Here is a 15,286-nt window from a genome sequence, read left to right as displayed (position 1 = left end):
ACGGCGATGAATCCTAACCGTTATGTAACATCGAAGCAAAATATACCGAGGGGATCAGTCGGACGATTTGTAAAAAATTTTTCTGAGATCACAAAAAAACCGGCCTTTGGCTGGCCGGTAAACACTACAGGGATGGAAAAAGAGAGGGTTTAGCGGTAAATCTCTGCGGTGCCGGTCCAAAGACTGGAATCGCCGGGTGTGTCCACGCCGATAACTCGGAAATGGCTGGCGCCTTCGGCTTTCGCCTGCTGCGAAAGCTGGCGGGCGACATCATCAAGTGAGCCATTCACGCTGGAGACAGAGACGCTGCCAATCTTTTGCAGGTTCTGGGCTTCACGTTGATCCACCGCCGTGGCGGCGAAGGTCGGGAATGACGCAGTGGCCAACAGGGCGGCGGCGGTGAGGTAAGCAGGTAAATGTTTCATCAATACTCCTGTACTCGCGTTGGTCGCTGTGGTTAAACACGGTAGTGATTATTGCCGAGATAATGAAAGGCAACCTTTGTGAGGTGTAAAGCTGTGCGAGTAATGTTCGCTCTGACGTCGGGATTCCTGGGAAACGTCAACTGCGGTTATTGAGTGACTGAACGGCGCGCGTTGGGCGATGCCATGACAAGCCGCTTGCGTATCCCGCCACCTCTTTTATAATTCCCTGCCATTAAAGGGGTTATTACCGTGATTGTTAAACGCTCTGTTACCAGAAGTATTGCGCAGTCTTTAACCTTGATTGTGTTGCTGGCTTTACTGACTACCGGTCTGGCGCTGCTCACGCTGTCCAGCAGCCTGCGCGACGCGGAAGCCATTAACCTGGCGGGCTCACTGCGGATGCAGAGTTACCGGCTGGCCTGGGATGCCAGACTGGAGCCACAGCTGCTGGCGAATCATCTGGTGCAGTTCCAGCAAACCCTTGATGCCTCCGTTTTACAGCAGCTCGACCGTCCCTGGGTGCCACGCAAAGTGATTGACCACTATCAGCGTTTGCGTGCGGGCTGGCCCGTTTTGGCTCAGCATCTTCATGACAACGCGGCGCAGGCCTGGCGGCAGCAAATGCCTGCTTACGTCGGGGAAATTGACCGCTTTGTTCTGGAACTGCAGCGTTATGCAGAACTGAAAATGCGGGTGGTGGCGGTCAGTAGTCTGACAGGCGTGGTGGCGATTGTGGCCCTGGCGCTGATGACAATCCGCTTTACCCGCCAGCAGGTGGTTAAGCCGCTGAATGCGCTGGTCACGGCCAGCCGGTATGTGGAAAGCGGTAATTTTGCCTTTCCACCACTGCATGTCCAGCCGCAGAATGAGCTCAAGGTGCTGTCACATACGTTCAGCAGTATGGCCGCACAGTTACAGTCTCACTATCAGATACTGGAGCAGCGGGTACGCGACAAAACCCGGGATCTCACCCAGGCGAACCATACGCTGTCATTGCTCTATGAGAGTTCACAGATTTTGACCCGCGGCCCCTTGCACCCAGCCCTTTTCGACAACGTGTTAGCCAACGTGCGCGCAAGGGAAAACCTTGCGTTTATCCGGCTGGAAGGCGAGTCGTTTATATTTGCGTCGGGCCAGATCGATCCTTCATACGCCTGGCATCATTTACCCTTGCAGCAGGACGGTCAACCTATTGGCACGCTGCGCTGGCAAACGACCGTCACAACGCCGCCGGAGGCATTAATGCGAAGCCTGGCCGCCATGCTGGGGCGGTCACTCTGGATCTGGCAGACCCAAAAACAGCATCAGCAGATGCTGCTGCTTGAAGAGCGCGCAACGATTGCACGCGAGTTGCATGATTCGCTGGCCCAGGCGTTAACCTACCTGCGAATTCAACTGACACTGCTGCGGCGCACCGTCGATGCTGGCGATCGTGCCGCACACGACATCATTGCTGAATTTGATCGGGCGCTGGCAGAGGCTTACCACCAGCTGCGCGAGCTGCTTGCCACCTTCCGCTTAACCATTGAAAAATCAGATCTGGTGGCGGCCCTGCAAGCCATGATCGCCTCCTTACAGGAACAGTCCGCGGCCGAGATCCAGTTCACCTGCCAGCCAGGCCTTCAGGACCTGGATGCCCAGCAACAGGTCCACGTCTTACAGATCGCCCGAGAGGCGCTGTTAAATGCGATTCGCCATGCCAGTGCTCAGGTGATTATTATCGACTACCAGCACACGGAGAAAGGTGAACATGTCCTGACCGTGACGGATGACGGCATCGGTATCGGCAGCACGGAAGAGCCGCCCGGCCATTATGGTTTAACCACGATGACCGAACGTGCTGAACGGCTGGCAGGGTCTTTGCAGATTACAGCACTGCAACGGGGCACGCGCGTCGCACTGCGCTTTCCGCCGCGCCTGGCTCAGCAGATTGAATAACGCCACAACCGCACCGTTTTGCATTTTACCCACGCCGCAATAATCATGCAGGATGTGGCAGATCAACAGACGAAGACGAGATTGCCCCGTACAATGAACATCCTGCGCCTGAACGTTCAGGCGCAGTCTGGAAAACCGATCATACGTACTGCCCATACCGCAAGCCAGTAATGCCAGGGGACAGGGAGATAACATGGAACAACCTGCTTTAACCATCATGATAGTGGACGACCATCCACTCATGCGCCGTGGCATTCGCCAGTTACTGGCGCTGGAACCGCAGCTACAGGTCGTCGCGGAGGCCAGTAACGGCACCGAAGCGCTGGCGGAAGCCCGCCGCCTGACACCAGATGTCATCCTGCTCGATCTGAATATGAAAGGCATGTCGGGCCTTGATACGTTGAAAGCGCTGCGCCACGAAGGCATTAGCTCACGTATTCTGGTCCTGACCGTCTCTGATGCGCGCAGTGATATTTATGCCCTTGTTGATGCGGGCGCAGACGGATATTTACTCAAAGACAGCGAACCCGAAATCTTGCTCGGCCAGATTATGCAGGCCTCGCAGGGCGAGAAAGTGTTTAGCGACGCGGTGAAGCACTATCTTGCTACGCGGCATAACAGCGACGATCCTTTCCGTTTGCTGACCGAACGCGAACGCGGGGTGATGCAGGAAGTGGCGCGAGGACTGTCAAATAAAGAAGTCGCGAATGCGCTGCATATTTCAGAAGAAACGGTGAAGGTGCATATTCGTAACGTCCTGCGCAAACTGGATGTGCGTTCACGCGTTGCTGCAACAATTATGTGGATTGAACGTCGAAACAGTTGATAAAAAACGCGCAAATTTACACATTCTCTATAATTTCTCCACTTTTCAACCCGGCCTCGCACGTAAAGTAGACTTCTACCCGTGCGTGGTTTGCGTGGATTTTTTGTGCATCATGCGCTGTATCGCTCATATTAATAATAAAAGCAGTGAGGAGTGTCGATTCAATGTCGAATTTCTTTATCGACCGCCCTATTTTTGCCTGGGTTTTGGCAATTTTGCTGTGCCTTTGCGGCACGCTTTCCATTATTTCGCTTCCTGTTGAACAGTATCCTGACCTGGCTCCCCCAAACGTGCGTATCACCGCCACCTACCCTGGCGCGTCGGCACAAACGCTGGAGAACACCGTAACTCAGGTTATCGAACAAAACATGACCGGCATCGATAACCTGATGTATATGTCCTCCAACAGTAGCAATACCGGACAGGCACAAATTACCCTGACTTTTACCGCCGGGACCAATCCAGACGAAGCGCGCCAGCAGGTGCAGAATCAGTTGCAGGCAGCACTACGCAAGCTGCCTCAGGCCGTGCAGTCGCAAGGCGTCACGGTAAACAAAACCGGCGACAGCAATATTCTGATGGTGGCCTTTGTCTCGACCGATGGCAGCATGGACAAGCAGGATATTGCCGATTACGTCGCCAGTAATATTCAGGACCCGCTGAGTCGTATTGACGGCGTGGGCGAAGTGGACGCCTACGGCACGCAATATGCGATGCGTATCTGGCTCGATCCCTACAAACTGACCGCCTATTCTCTGACCACAGATGATGTGGTTACCGCCATTAAATCTCAGAACGCCCAGGTGGCCGTCGGCCAGGTCGGTGGCCTGCCCGCCGTCAAAAAACAGGCGCTAAACGCCACGGTAAATGCGCAGTCGATGTTGCAAACACCCGAGCAGTTTAAGGCGATTACCCTGAAGAACAATCCTGACGGGTCGGTCGTCACCCTGGGCGATGTGGCTGATGTGGCGCTGGGTGCAGAAAAGTATGATTATCTCAGCCGCTACAACGGCCAGGCGGCGTCCGGACTGGGTGTAAAACTGGCGTCCGGCGCGAACGAGATGAACACGGATAAACTGGTGCGTGCTCGTCTGGATGAGCTGTCACAGTATTTTCCACATGGGCTGGAGGCCAAAATCGCCTATGAAACCACGCCTTTTGTTAAAGCCTCTATTACGGATGTCGTGAAAACCCTGCTGGAGGCCATCCTGCTGGTGTTTGGCGTGATGTACCTGTTTATGCAGAACTTCCGTGCCACGTTAATCCCCACTATCGCCGTGCCGGTGGTGCTGTTTGGCACCTTCTGCGTTATCTATGCCTTCGGATACAGTATTAACACTCTGACCATGTTTGCCATGGTGCTGGCTATCGGTTTGCTGGTGGATGATGCCATCGTGGTGGTCGAGAACGTTGAGCGAATCATGAGCGAAGAAGGGCTGTCGCCCCGCGCGGCCACCCGCAAATCCATGGGTCAGATTCAGGGCGCACTGGTGGGCATTGCGCTGGTGCTGTCAGCCGTGTTCATCCCCATGGCCTTTTTTGGCGGCACCGTGGGGGCGATCTACCGACAGTTCTCCATCACCATCGTCTCCGCCATGATCCTGTCAGTGCTGGTGGCGATGATCCTGACGCCCGCGCTCTGTGCCACGCTGCTCAAGCCCATCGCCAAAGGAGAGCATCACGGTCAGCGTGGGTTTTTCCGTTGGTTTAACTACCATTTTAACCGCAACGCCGACCGCTATGAACGCGGTGTCGCCAGTATCCTGCGCACCGGCGGGCGCTGGCTGCTGCTGTATCTGGCGATTATTGGCATTATGGCGTACCTGTTTCTTCATCTGCCCTCCTCTTTTTTGCCGCAGGAAGATCGCGGCATGATCATGACCCAGGTACAGCTTCCTGCCGGTTCGAGCATGGATCAAACCTCAGCGGTAGTGGCAAAAGTTGAAAAATATTACCTGACCAAAGAGAAAGACAATGTTCTGTCGGTCTTCTCAACGATCGGTTCCGGGCCGGGCGGTAACGGGCAGAACGTGGCGCGTCTGTTTATCCGTTTGAAAGACTGGGACGACAGACCAGGTGCCGATCGCACCTCATTTGCCATTATTGAACGCGCCGGTAAAGCGTTTAAACACATCAATGAAGCCGTCGTGATTGCCAGCAGTCCACCGGCAATTACCGGGCTGGGCAGCTCATCCGGCTTTGACCTGGAATTACAGGATCATGCCGGTATTGGTCATGACAAGTTAATGGCGATGCGTGACACGCTGCTGGACAGGGCCAGCAAAGACAAACTCCTGTCTCGCGTGCGCCACAATGGTCTGGACGACAGCCCGCAGTTGCAAATCGATATTGATGAGCGTAAAGCACAGGCACTTGGCGTGTCACTGGATACCATTAACGACACGCTGACCACCGCCTGGGGTTCCAACTACGTTAACGACTTCCTGGATCGCGGCAGGGTGAAAAAAGTTTACGTTCAGGCGGAAGCCCCGTACCGCATGCTGCCGGATGATGTCAATAAATGGTACGTGCGCAACAGCAGCGGCACGATGGTGCCCTTCTCCGCGTTTGCCACCAGCCGCTGGGAAACGGGTTCACCGCGTCTGGAACGTTACAACGGCTACTCCTCACTGGAAATCGTCGGGGAAGCCGCGCAGGGCGTGAGTAGCGGCACCGCGATGGACGAGATGGAAAAACTGGTCAACGCTCTGCCGCTGGGCGTCGGTTTCCAGTGGACGGGTGCGTCGTATCAGGAGCGGTTATCCGGCTCTCAGGCTCCCGCACTCTATGCCGTTTCTCTGCTGGTCGTGTTTCTCTGCCTGGCGGCACTGTACGAGAGCTGGTCGATTCCCTTCTCGGTGATGCTTGTCGTCCCACTTGGCGTTCTTGGTGCTTTGATTGCCACCTGGACGCGAGGACTGGAGAACGATGTCTATTTCCAGGTCGGTCTGCTGACCGTCGTGGGGTTATCGGCTAAGAACGCAATACTGATCGTAGAATTTGCCAATGAGCTTAACAGCAAAGGCGGAGAACTGATTGAATCGACGCTGGCGGCCTCACGTCAACGCCTGCGGCCGATCCTGATGACCTCCCTGGCCTTTATCTTCGGTGTGATGCCGATGGCGATCAGCAGCGGTGCGGGATCGGGCAGCCAGCACTCGGTGGGAACGGGCGTCATGGGCGGTATGATTTCCGCCACCCTGTTAGCCATCCTGTTCGTCCCGCTGTTCTTTGTTCTGGTGCGTCGCCGCTTCCCACTCAAAGAGAAACATCAGGACTGAGCTGCCGCCTGTTTTCACAATGAACAGGCAAAAAAAAACGGCCTCTGAAAACAGCGGCCGTTTTATTTCTGTGTGTGGTAAGAATTACAGCAGAGGGGAAATTGCCCTGCTTTTCTCCTCGCGTGTTACTTATTGCGTAACATCGCTTCGATGAATTCTTTCCAGTTCCCCATTTCGGTGTCAATCATAGAACCCTCTCTTATTGTAGTGGCAATATTACGCCTTTTTTTTCGCCTGGTGAATACGTTTACACCTGTTATTACTATCGGCAAAGGCGCCAAAAGGCTGAGTCTTTTCTGATTTGCTGGCTGACGCACATTTCAGCAAAGGCTTAACCTGACAGGTTTTAATGCGGTTTTGACCAGGACGTAGCCTAAAGAGCGTAATTAAGGAAATTCTTAATTCAGAATTGATAAACCACGTAATTATTAGAGGCAAAACTGAAACCGTTTACCTACAGGCGGGAAACCTCTGTATTGGCGCAATTTATTTCCCCCAGACGCCATCGGGCGGATGATGCATCAGATCACACTATGGTAAACTGCCGAGCTGATTTTAATGACAGGAGCAGACGATGAGCGCGCAGTGGGTCATGTTTGGGATTAAGAATTGCGACACGATTAAAAAAGCGCGTCGCTTTTTAGAGGCGGCGGGCGTGGACTATCGTTTCCACGATTACCGTGCTGACGGCCTGACCGGTGACCAGTTGCAGCAGTTTATCGACGTGCTGGGCTATCAGGACCTGCTCAACACGCGCGGCACAACCTGGCGTAAGCTACCCGAGGCAGAGCGTGAGGCCATTACGGATGCCGGGAGTGCCAAAGCGCTGATGCTGGACCAGCCCGCCATCATCAAGCGCCCTGTCCTGCGCGCGCCCGACGGCGCTTTGCTGCTCGGCTTCAGTGAATCCCTTTACCAGAACCTGCTTCAGGAGAAGTCATAATATGTTTTGTCCGGTCATTGAGCTGACGCAGCAGCTTATTCGTCGTCCTTCTCTCAGCCCCGATGACGCCGGATGTCAGGCGCTGCTGATTGCGCGTCTGGAAGCGATTGGTTTCCATATCGAAACCATGAACATCAACGATACCCTGAATTTCTGGGCCACCCGCGGTGAAGGCGAAACCCTGGCGTTTGCCGGCCACACCGATATCGTGCCGCCTGGCGATGCCAGCCGCTGGATCAATCCGCCGTTTGAACCCACCATCCGTGATGGCATGCTGTTTGGTCGCGGTGCCGCCGATATGAAAGGATCGCTGGCCGCCATGGTCGTTGCCGCCGAGCGCTTCGTCGCGGTTCATCCTCATCATAAAGGACGCCTGGCCTTTTTGATTACGTCTGACGAAGAAGCCAGTGGCGCAAACGGTACGGTAAAAGTCGTTGAGCGCCTGATGGCACGTAACGAGCGTCTGGATTACTGTCTGGTCGGGGAACCTTCCAGCAGCGAAGTCGTGGGTGACGTCGTGAAAAATGGCCGTCGTGGCTCGATTACCGCTAACCTTACCGTGCATGGCGTACAGGGCCATGTGGCCTATCCTCAGCTTGCTGATAACCCGGTGCACCGTGCTCTGCCTGCACTCAATGAGCTGGTCGCCACCGAATGGGATCAGGGCAATGCCTTCTTCCCTGCCACCAGCATGCAGATCGCCAACGTTCAGGCTGGCACCGGCAGCAACAACGTGATTCCCGGCGAGCTGTTTGTCCAGTTCAACTTCCGTTTCAGTACCGAACTCACTGACAGCATGATTCAGCAGCGCGTGGCAGAACTGCTGGATCGGCATCAGTTGCGCTATACCATCGAGTGGAAACTTTCCGGTCAGCCCTTCCTGACATCACGCGGCAAACTGGTTGATGCCGTAATAAACGCCGTAACGCACTATAATGAAATTAAGCCGCAGTTACAGACTTCTGGTGGAACCTCTGACGGACGTTTTATTGCTCGAATGGGCTCGCAGGTGGTGGAACTGGGCCCGGTGAATGCCACAATTCACAAAATCAACGAATGCGTTAAAGCATCCGATTTACAAATGCTGAGCCGAATGTACCAACGCATCATGGAACAATTGATCGCCTGACAGCGAGGGAAGGAGCGGGCCTATGGAGTTTATTAAAGATTATTGGTGGATACTGGTGATCCTGCTGATGGTAGGTGTGTTAATGAACGTTTATAAAGATCTGAAACGCATCGATCACAAAAAGTTTATGGATAACAAGCCTGATCTCCCGCCACACCGTGATTTTAACGATAAGTGGGACGACGACGACTGGCCGAAAAAGAAATAACCGCTTCGCGCCCTCGCCTGTGTGAGGGCGCACGATTACATCGTCATAATGACATCATCACTGCCGGGTTTTCCGCCGCCCAGCGCCTCATCAAAATAGCGTTTCGGCACCGTGTACTGCAGATGATGCAGGGCAAAATGCATACTGCGCTGATCGATGGCATGTGCCAGATCTTCCACAATATTTAGCGTCACGTCACCGCCGAGCAGCCTTAAACGCTGTTCAGCCTGCTGGGCCTGTGCCAGCGGAATGTTCTCATCCTCATCGCCGTGAATCAGATGCACAGTCGTACGCGTGCTGGCTTTTTCCGGTAGCGTGACAAAGCGGCCACTAAAGACAATCGCCCGACCAGCCAGATCGTCGTGGGCTTTGATGCCTTCCAGCACCATACTGGCACCCTGTGAAAAGCCCACCAGCGCGGTGGCTTCGGGATTCACGCCGCTTTGCTGCTGCCAGTGGCGAACCGACGCCACAAATTGCGGCATGCTGGTGTCAACACAGGCCTGCTCGCTTTTATCATGCAGTCCGGCTTCCTTAAACCACTGACCGCCAGGGCCAGGCGATCCCACCGACACCACCAGCGCCGCAGGAAAGGTTTTAGCAAACCAGCTGCCAATTTCGGCCATGGCGTCGGGATTATCACCAACGCCATGATAAAGCAGAAACAGCTGGGCAGCCCTTGCAGGCTGCTGAACAATTACGTATCTCAGTGTCATATCGACCTCCTGCTACTACTCTACGCTCCCGGGCGCAGGATGATATTGGGAATATTTGAACGACTTGGTGGATTTATTGCAATTGCCTGCGCAACGCGTCGCCATCCCTGTCGGGTAACGCCAGCAGTGCCCCGGCGGCTTCAGCGCGTAACGCCATAATAAGCGCCTTGCGTCCGTTGAGCCGTGCCGCCTGCGCCAGTTCAGCCAGACTGATGTTGGCGCTGACCGCCTGCCGGAGTAACGGCAAAGGCTGCTGGCTGATATCCACCAGCCGCTGGAGAACCGCCAGGCTTGCCTCCAGTGGGCGCTGCGCCCAGGCAAAACCGGCTGCCAGCCAGGCATCGTGCGGGGTAAAATCCTGATCACAAGCCTCAGGTAATGGCAGGTCCAACTGAATATGTGATCTCAGCAGTGGCCAGTCGCGTGCCAGTTGCCCGCTCGCCTTCTGCTGCAGCTGTTTTCCGGCGGGCGTCAGCCCCCGTAAGGCCATCGCGGCGTAGCAGCCGCTGCTGGCTTCGCGCTGACTGCCGATCCGTGCCAGCGTAAAACCGCAGGCTTGCCAGAACGCCCAGAGATCGTCAGTGTAGCCAAAGCTGACGGAGAGGTAGTCGTATCCGGCGGCATCGGCACTGGCGGACGCAACCAGTTGCTTTCCGGTTCCCTGACGGCGGGAAGACGCGGCGACAGCAATCCGGCTGATGCGTAAGGCGCGAAGCGTGGCGGCGTCGGTGAAACCCGCGTGCGCCGCCAGCGACTGCGCAACTAAGTTACCGCGAGGCCGCCTGTGGCCCGCCCAGACGGCCTGCGCTAATTCATTTGTCAGTCCGCCCTCTTCCACCAACCATAGCGCCCCCTGCAGCGCCGGAACATCGCCCGCCAGCCAGAGATGCATTCCCGGCGCATCCAGCAGGCGACGCAGATCCAGCGGTGAGGTGCGGTAATGCGCACGGGTGAGCAGTTGATAAGCCGCCTGCTGGGCAGCAATGTCAGAGCCTTCGACTCGCCGGGGCGATAACTCACCCGTTCCCGCTGTATCGGGCGCATCCTCGAACAGCAGCGCCTGGTTAAGCCAGTGTTCCAGCGGGTCATGGCGCGCCCAGCGCAGCGGTTCGTCCAGGGTAAAATGGCGTACCTGCTGAAGCGCCGCACAGAATTTCAGCATAAAGCCCCGGCCGCTGCCTTCATAACCCTGAATCGTCGTTACCAGCAACACGCGCGGAAACCGCGCCACCAGCGCATGGAGTAGCGGTGCCGGAATGGCGGCGGCTTCATCCACGATGAGCCAGTCAACGTCAGGCAATGTGGGCAGGGCCAGGATCGCATCAGGTGCCATAAACCGGTAATGATCCCCGGCGAAGGACGCTAACACTGTCGTGGTGATTTTTGCGGGTGCGGTGATCAGGCAACGCGTGTTCTGCCGGGCCAGCATGCCTGCCAGCGCCGACTTTCCTCTGCCACGTGCCGCTGTGATCACCGCCACGCCCGAAGAGAAACAAGCCAGCTCGTGCAAAATCGCCTGCTGCTGAAAAGCCGCCTGACAATGCCAGGCGGGCCGTGGCGTCCAATTGGGCAACAGGAGCGGCTGCAGCGGCTGGTGTAACAGCACCTGCTCATCATTTTCAATCAGGTATTGCAGATGATGGACAAAGTTTGGTGTGGCTATCGGCTCGCTGACATCCGCCCAACGCAGGCTGTCAGCATCGGGCTGCTGCGCCCAACGCGTCCATTCGGGCACTAACAGTAGCAGCCAGCTACCGGCTGTCAGCGTTCCTGCCAGCGCCGCCAGCGCCTCGGCATGAAAGCCATATCGGGCATCGAAAACGGCATGACGGAACTCGCGCCCCAGCAGCGTACGAAAGGCGGCAGTCGGACAGTGCGTGCCCACATCTGGCGCGTTATCGCTCAGCCACAGCCCGTCGCCTTCCAGCGTCTGGCACCAGGCGATCGCCGTCTCCTGGCACCAGCGGGCTTCCCCGCTGATGACGGCTAATCGCCGAATACCGGCGGCCTGCATGGCACAGGTCACTGCTTTCAGGTTCATCCTTTATTAGCAAAGGTATCGCACTGGCCGGGGTTACCGCTGTCGAATCCGCGTTTGAACCAGGTATAACGCTGCTCCGAGGTGCCGTGCGTAAAGCTGTCCGGGACGACCCGACCCTGACTTTTCTGCTGCAGGCGATCGTCACCAATGGCTTCGGCGGCGTTTAACGCTTCCTGTAAGTCCCCGACGTCGAGGATTTTTTCCTGCTCCATATAGTGGCCCCAGACGCCGGCAAAGCAGTCGGCCTGTAGCTCCATTTTTACGGACAGCTGGTTTATCTGGGTCTGGCTGGCCCCCTGCTGCATCTGACGGACCCGGGGTTCAATGCCCAGTAACTTCTGCACGTGGTGGCCGACTTCATGTGCAATCACATAGCCCTGCGCAAAGTCTCCGCCTGCCCCCAGTTTGGTTTTCATATCGTCATAGAAGGACAGGTCGATATAGACAGTCTGGTCTGCCGGGCAATAAAAAGGCCCCATAACAGACTGCCCGGTCCCACAGCCGGTGCGCGTGGCTCCGCGATACATCACCAGCTTCGGCGGCGTATACTGTTTGTTCATCTGTTTGAACAACTTATCCCAGGTATCTTCGGTCGTCGCCAGCATCACCGAGGTGAACTTCGCTGCCTCGTCCTGATTCGGGTTAGTAGTGCGCTGCTGCTGGCTCACCGACGCGCCCTCGCCTCCAGTAAGCAGCGGCGTCAGGTCATAACCGTAATACCCCGCCACCGCGACCAGAATCAGCATGATAATGCCCGCTTTGCCGCGCGGCAGAGGAATACGGCCTCCCCGGTTGCCCGATGACTGATTACGGCGATCTTCTACATTGTCGCTTTCGCGACGTCCTTGCCAGCGCATGTTTTGCTCCCTGTGGCAGGTTAACTCTGATGGCATGATTTTAGATGCGTGACGGAGCAATCACCAGCTTTACGCCAAAATGAAAAAAGGAGAGCCGAGGCTCTCCTTTCATTGATTCACTGAGTTTTATTCAGTCGAGTTTGACACCCAGACGCCGGGCTACCGCTTCATACGCTTCAATCAGGCCACCCAGGCTCTGACGGAAGCGGTCTTTATCCATTTTATCCAGGGTTTCTTTGTCCCACAGACGCGCGCCATCGGGTGAAAATTCGTCACCCAGCACAACTTCACCGTTGAACAGGCCAAACTCCAGCTTGAAGTCCACCAGGATCAGACCCGCATCATCAAACATTTTGCTCAGTACGTCGTTCGCTTTGTAGGTCAGCTCACGCATACGTGCCAGATTCTCTTTGCTCACCCAGCCAAAGGTTTCACAGTAGGATTCGTTGACCATAGGATCGTGTTTAGCATCGTCCTTCAGGAACAGGTCGAACAGCGGCGGGTTCAGCACCATGCCCTCTTCAACACCAAGACGCTTGACCAGCGAACCTGCCGCACGGTTACGGACCACACACTCAACCGGGACCATGTCCAGCTTTTTCACCAGCGCTTCGTTATCTGACAGCAGGGCTTCCATCTGCGTCGGAATGCCCGCTTCCTGCAGCTTCGTCATGATGAAATGGTTGAACTTGTTGTTCACCATGCCTTTGCGATCAAACTGCTCAATGCGGGCGCCGTCACCGGCTGATGTATCGTTGCGGAATTCAAGTATCAGCAGATCCGGGTTATCGGTGCTGTATACGGTTTTCGCTTTACCGCGATACAACTCAGCTCGCTTTTGCATCTTATTTAACTCCAAACATGAAAGATCCGGTTCTGAGGCAGACTATTTGCGTTGATTGCCGTGACGCAATCGATTACCTCGTCTGGCGCTATTATGCCAAAAAACGAAATAAAAAGGCCGGAGAATCTCCGGCCTGAGGTAATTTTTTATTTATTCAGTGCGGCCTGGAACACCGCCACTAACGCATCGTTTTGCGCCTGTGTCAGTACATGGCCTTTAGGATCAATAAATTGCAGGCTGGTCCGGTTGTCGAGGTCGCCAACCTGAACCTTGTAATCGCCGTTCGGCAATTCAGGATCTTTGGCACCTACGCTGTCCCAGGTGCTGCTGCCTGGCGACTTGTAGGTCACTTTCATGCTGCCAGTCGAACGCGTGCTGTCGGTCACTTCCATGCCAACACGATTCATGGCTGCCGGTAAACGCTGCCATGCCACGTTGAACGGCGTACGCAGCACCAGCATTGGCAGACCGGTATCATCGGCACCGCTTTGCACGTCAATCGCACCGCTGACGCGGCCCGCTGCGGCGTTTTCATTTATGGTGGCGATCTTATCCATTCCGGCGGCAATTTCATTCAACATTTGTGCGGTATAACGCTGAACCTGTACCGGCGACGTCACGCTATTGCCTTCCTGCTGCAGTTCAAGCAGACGCACGGTCAGGACCTGCTGATAACTCTGCGACTGAACGCTGATTTGGTAACGGCCACGATACTGCTTATCTTCGTCCGCCCGGTTCCACTGTACCCAGTCGGTCGTCAGCTGCTGTCCGGCGTCATTACGGGAAGCGATCGGGAAGTTATTCGACTGTACAACGCCTACAACCTGAGACCAAATCGAGCCGCGGCTGTTATCAAACATCAGCACGCCGGTGTTATTGCTGAACTGCGCACGTGAGCCGTTCATCAGCGCCAGAGGCTGAGCAGGTGGGCGAATATCGAGCTGCTTGCCCACTGGCGCCTTGCTGGTTGACGGTGGAATATCGTATTCGCCGTTCTGGACAGGCAGAATCATGCCCGACGGCGCTTTCAGTTCGCGCAGCCCGCTGGCCTGTAAGTAAGACTCATCACCGCTGACCTGACGTTTATAACGCTGATCGTTCGAACAGGCCGACAACAGCATCAGGGTGGAAAGCCCCACCACCGTTGCAACCGTTGACCGCTTTACTGAGTAATTCATTCAAACTCCCTAAATTATCGCAAACCCGCTTTCACCAGCGCCTGCTCCACTTTCGGCTGTGCAACCGCAGTCAGTGGCGTCATAGGCAGACGCAGCGTGTCATTAGCGATTAATCCTAGCTGTTTTGCCGCCCATTTAACCGGGATTGGATTAGGTTCACAGAAAAGCGTCTGGTGCAGGTGCATCAGACGCTGATTCAGACGGCGAGCTTCCACGAAATTACCCTGCTGTGCGAGCCTGCACAGCTCGGCCATTTCGCGTGCTGCTATGTTTGCCGTCACCGAAATGACGCCATTGCCGCCCAGTTGCATAAAGTCCAGTGCGCTGGCATCGTCGCCGCTCACCAGGATGAACTCATCATTAACCAGCTCTTGGATCTGGCTGACACGCGATAAGTTCCCCGTTGCCTCTTTGATTCCGATAATATTTTTGATTTCAGCGAGGCGGGCAACGGTTTCCGGCAACATATCACAGCCGGTGCGCGAAGGTACGTTATACAGCATTTGCGGCAGGCTGGTACTGTCAGCAATCGCTTTAAAGTGCTGAAACAGGCCTTCCTGCGTCGGGCGATTGTAATAAGGCGTAACGGTAAGGCAACCGACAACACCCGAATTCTCAAAGCGTTTGGTCAGAGAGATACCTTCCGCTGTGGCGTTAGCACCGGTTCCGGCAATCACGGGAATACGCCCATCCGCCAGTTCCAGGGTTTGCAGCACCACATCACCGTGCTCGTCATGGCTCAGCGTGGCTGACTCGCCGGTGGTGCCGACGGAAACGATCGCCGCAGTACCGCTGGCGACATGGTAATCAATCAGTTTTTTCAAACTCGCACGGCAGACATTACCTTTGTCATCCATTGGCGTAACGAGTGCAACAATACTTCCCGTAAACATTGGCGAT

Annotated in this window: 14 protein-coding genes; 6 read left to right on the top strand and 8 right to left on the bottom strand. The window is 55.6% G+C overall.

The window, feature by feature from the left end; translation table 11 throughout:
- Positions 1 to 149: 149 nt before the first annotated feature.
- The gene (locus tag QNH99_RS06770; RefSeq protein ID WP_410517468.1) at positions 150 to 425 is read right to left on the bottom strand and encodes a DUF1471 domain-containing protein; all 276 of its coding nucleotides are present in this window, start codon (positions 423 to 425) and stop codon (positions 150 to 152) included.
- Between the two features lie 249 nt (positions 426 to 674).
- On the opposite strand from QNH99_RS06770, the gene narQ reads away from it, so the two are divergent.
- From narQ to acrD, 3 genes are all read left to right on the top strand, one after another.
- A complete protein-coding gene (gene narQ / locus QNH99_RS06765; protein WP_410517467.1) occupies positions 675 to 2,363 on the top strand; it encodes a nitrate/nitrite two-component system sensor histidine kinase NarQ in 1,689 nt (562 codons plus the stop codon).
- A 193-nt stretch (positions 2,364 to 2,556) separates the two neighbouring features.
- Complete coding sequence (locus QNH99_RS06760) at positions 2,557 to 3,189, top strand: response regulator (RefSeq protein ID WP_063880515.1); 633 nt, start codon at positions 2,557 to 2,559, stop codon at positions 3,187 to 3,189.
- A gap of 164 nt (positions 3,190 to 3,353) precedes the next feature.
- On the top strand, positions 3,354 to 6,470 hold the full coding sequence (acrD, locus tag QNH99_RS06755) for a multidrug efflux RND transporter permease AcrD (RefSeq protein WP_109717570.1): 3,117 nt from the start codon (positions 3,354 to 3,356) through the stop codon (positions 6,468 to 6,470).
- A gap of 125 nt (positions 6,471 to 6,595) precedes the next feature.
- Here acrD and ypfM read toward each other — a convergent pair whose 3' ends face one another.
- Entirely contained in the window at positions 6,596 to 6,658 is a 63-nt protein-coding gene (ypfM, locus tag QNH99_RS06750; RefSeq protein ID WP_139015967.1) for a protein YpfM, read from the bottom strand.
- A 386-nt stretch (positions 6,659 to 7,044) separates the two neighbouring features.
- Here ypfM and QNH99_RS06745 point away from each other — a divergent pair, with 386 nt between their 5' ends.
- The 3 genes from QNH99_RS06745 to QNH99_RS06735 are packed head-to-tail and all read left to right on the top strand — an operon-like array spanning position 7,045 to position 8,750.
- Complete coding sequence (locus QNH99_RS06745; RefSeq protein ID WP_063880517.1) at positions 7,045 to 7,413, top strand: ArsC family reductase; 369 nt, start codon at positions 7,045 to 7,047, stop codon at positions 7,411 to 7,413.
- A 1-nt stretch (position 7,414) separates the two neighbouring features.
- Positions 7,415 to 8,542, top strand: coding sequence for a succinyl-diaminopimelate desuccinylase (gene dapE, locus QNH99_RS06740; protein ID WP_063880518.1), 1,128 nt, complete (start codon positions 7,415 to 7,417; stop codon positions 8,540 to 8,542).
- Between the two features lie 22 nt (positions 8,543 to 8,564).
- Positions 8,565 to 8,750, top strand: a complete 186-nt coding sequence (locus tag QNH99_RS06735) for a YpfN family protein (RefSeq protein ID WP_047715355.1) — start codon at positions 8,565 to 8,567, stop codon at positions 8,748 to 8,750.
- Between the two features lie 35 nt (positions 8,751 to 8,785).
- Here the strand turns inward: QNH99_RS06735 and ypfH are convergent, their stop codons facing one another.
- The 6 genes from ypfH to dapA all read right to left on the bottom strand — a co-directional run bounded on the left by ypfH (position 8,786) and on the right by dapA (position 15,279).
- On the bottom strand, positions 8,786 to 9,466 hold the full coding sequence (gene ypfH, locus QNH99_RS06730) for an esterase (protein ID WP_096012848.1): 681 nt from the start codon (positions 9,464 to 9,466) through the stop codon (positions 8,786 to 8,788).
- Between the two features lie 73 nt (positions 9,467 to 9,539).
- Positions 9,540 to 11,507, bottom strand: coding sequence for a tRNA(Met) cytidine acetyltransferase TmcA (locus QNH99_RS06725; RefSeq protein WP_410516184.1), 1,968 nt, complete (start codon positions 11,505 to 11,507; stop codon positions 9,540 to 9,542).
- Positions 11,504 to 12,364: a neutral zinc metallopeptidase gene (locus QNH99_RS06720; RefSeq protein ID WP_283350507.1), complete on the bottom strand. Its 861-nt coding sequence runs from the start codon at positions 12,362 to 12,364 to the stop codon at positions 11,504 to 11,506. The genes QNH99_RS06725 and QNH99_RS06720 overlap by 4 nt, the downstream gene beginning before the upstream one ends.
- A gap of 130 nt (positions 12,365 to 12,494) precedes the next feature.
- Positions 12,495 to 13,208: a phosphoribosylaminoimidazolesuccinocarboxamide synthase gene (gene purC, locus QNH99_RS06715; protein WP_063880523.1), complete on the bottom strand. Its 714-nt coding sequence runs from the start codon at positions 13,206 to 13,208 to the stop codon at positions 12,495 to 12,497.
- Positions 13,209 to 13,354: 146 nt separating this feature from the next.
- Positions 13,355 to 14,386: an outer membrane protein assembly factor BamC gene (gene bamC, locus QNH99_RS06710; RefSeq protein WP_063880524.1), complete on the bottom strand. Its 1,032-nt coding sequence runs from the start codon at positions 14,384 to 14,386 to the stop codon at positions 13,355 to 13,357.
- A 14-nt stretch (positions 14,387 to 14,400) separates the two neighbouring features.
- Positions 14,401 to 15,279 carry a 4-hydroxy-tetrahydrodipicolinate synthase gene (dapA, locus tag QNH99_RS06705; protein WP_109717565.1) on the bottom strand — a complete coding sequence of 293 codons (879 nt, stop codon included), beginning with the start codon at positions 15,277 to 15,279 and terminating at the stop codon, positions 14,401 to 14,403.
- Positions 15,280 to 15,286 lie beyond the last annotated feature (7 nt).

It is taken from the genome of Pantoea allii, from assembly GCF_046529425.1.
Classification (GTDB): Bacteria; Pseudomonadota; Gammaproteobacteria; order Enterobacterales; family Enterobacteriaceae; genus Pantoea; species Pantoea allii.
This window is presented reverse-complemented; position numbering and strand designations above follow the sequence as displayed.

Excerpts from the sequence above, each read along its gene's own strand:
- ypfH (WP_096012848.1), bottom strand. The coding sequence starts at position 9,466 with ATGACACTGAGATACGTAATTGTTCAGCAGCCTGCAAGGGCTGCCCAG.
- acrD (WP_109717570.1), top strand. The coding sequence starts at position 3,354 with ATGTCGAATTTCTTTATCGACCGCCCTATTTTTGCCTGGGTTTTGGCA.
- purC (WP_063880523.1), bottom strand. The coding sequence starts at position 13,208 with ATGCAAAAGCGAGCTGAGTTGTATCGCGGTAAAGCGAAAACCGTATAC.
- QNH99_RS06770 (WP_410517468.1), bottom strand. The coding sequence starts at position 425 with ATGAAACATTTACCTGCTTACCTCACCGCCGCCGCCCTGTTGGCCACT.
- dapE (WP_063880518.1), top strand. The coding sequence starts at position 7,415 with ATGTTTTGTCCGGTCATTGAGCTGACGCAGCAGCTTATTCGTCGTCCT.
- QNH99_RS06720 (WP_283350507.1), bottom strand. The coding sequence starts at position 12,364 with ATGCGCTGGCAAGGACGTCGCGAAAGCGACAATGTAGAAGATCGCCGT.
- bamC (WP_063880524.1), bottom strand. The coding sequence starts at position 14,386 with ATGAATTACTCAGTAAAGCGGTCAACGGTTGCAACGGTGGTGGGGCTT.
- QNH99_RS06725 (WP_410516184.1), bottom strand. The coding sequence starts at position 11,507 with ATGAACCTGAAAGCAGTGACCTGTGCCATGCAGGCCGCCGGTATTCGG.
- QNH99_RS06735 (WP_047715355.1), top strand. The coding sequence starts at position 8,565 with ATGGAGTTTATTAAAGATTATTGGTGGATACTGGTGATCCTGCTGATG.
- QNH99_RS06760 (WP_063880515.1), top strand. The coding sequence starts at position 2,557 with ATGGAACAACCTGCTTTAACCATCATGATAGTGGACGACCATCCACTC.
- dapA (WP_109717565.1), bottom strand. The coding sequence starts at position 15,279 with ATGTTTACGGGAAGTATTGTTGCACTCGTTACGCCAATGGATGACAAA.
- QNH99_RS06745 (WP_063880517.1), top strand. The coding sequence starts at position 7,045 with ATGAGCGCGCAGTGGGTCATGTTTGGGATTAAGAATTGCGACACGATT.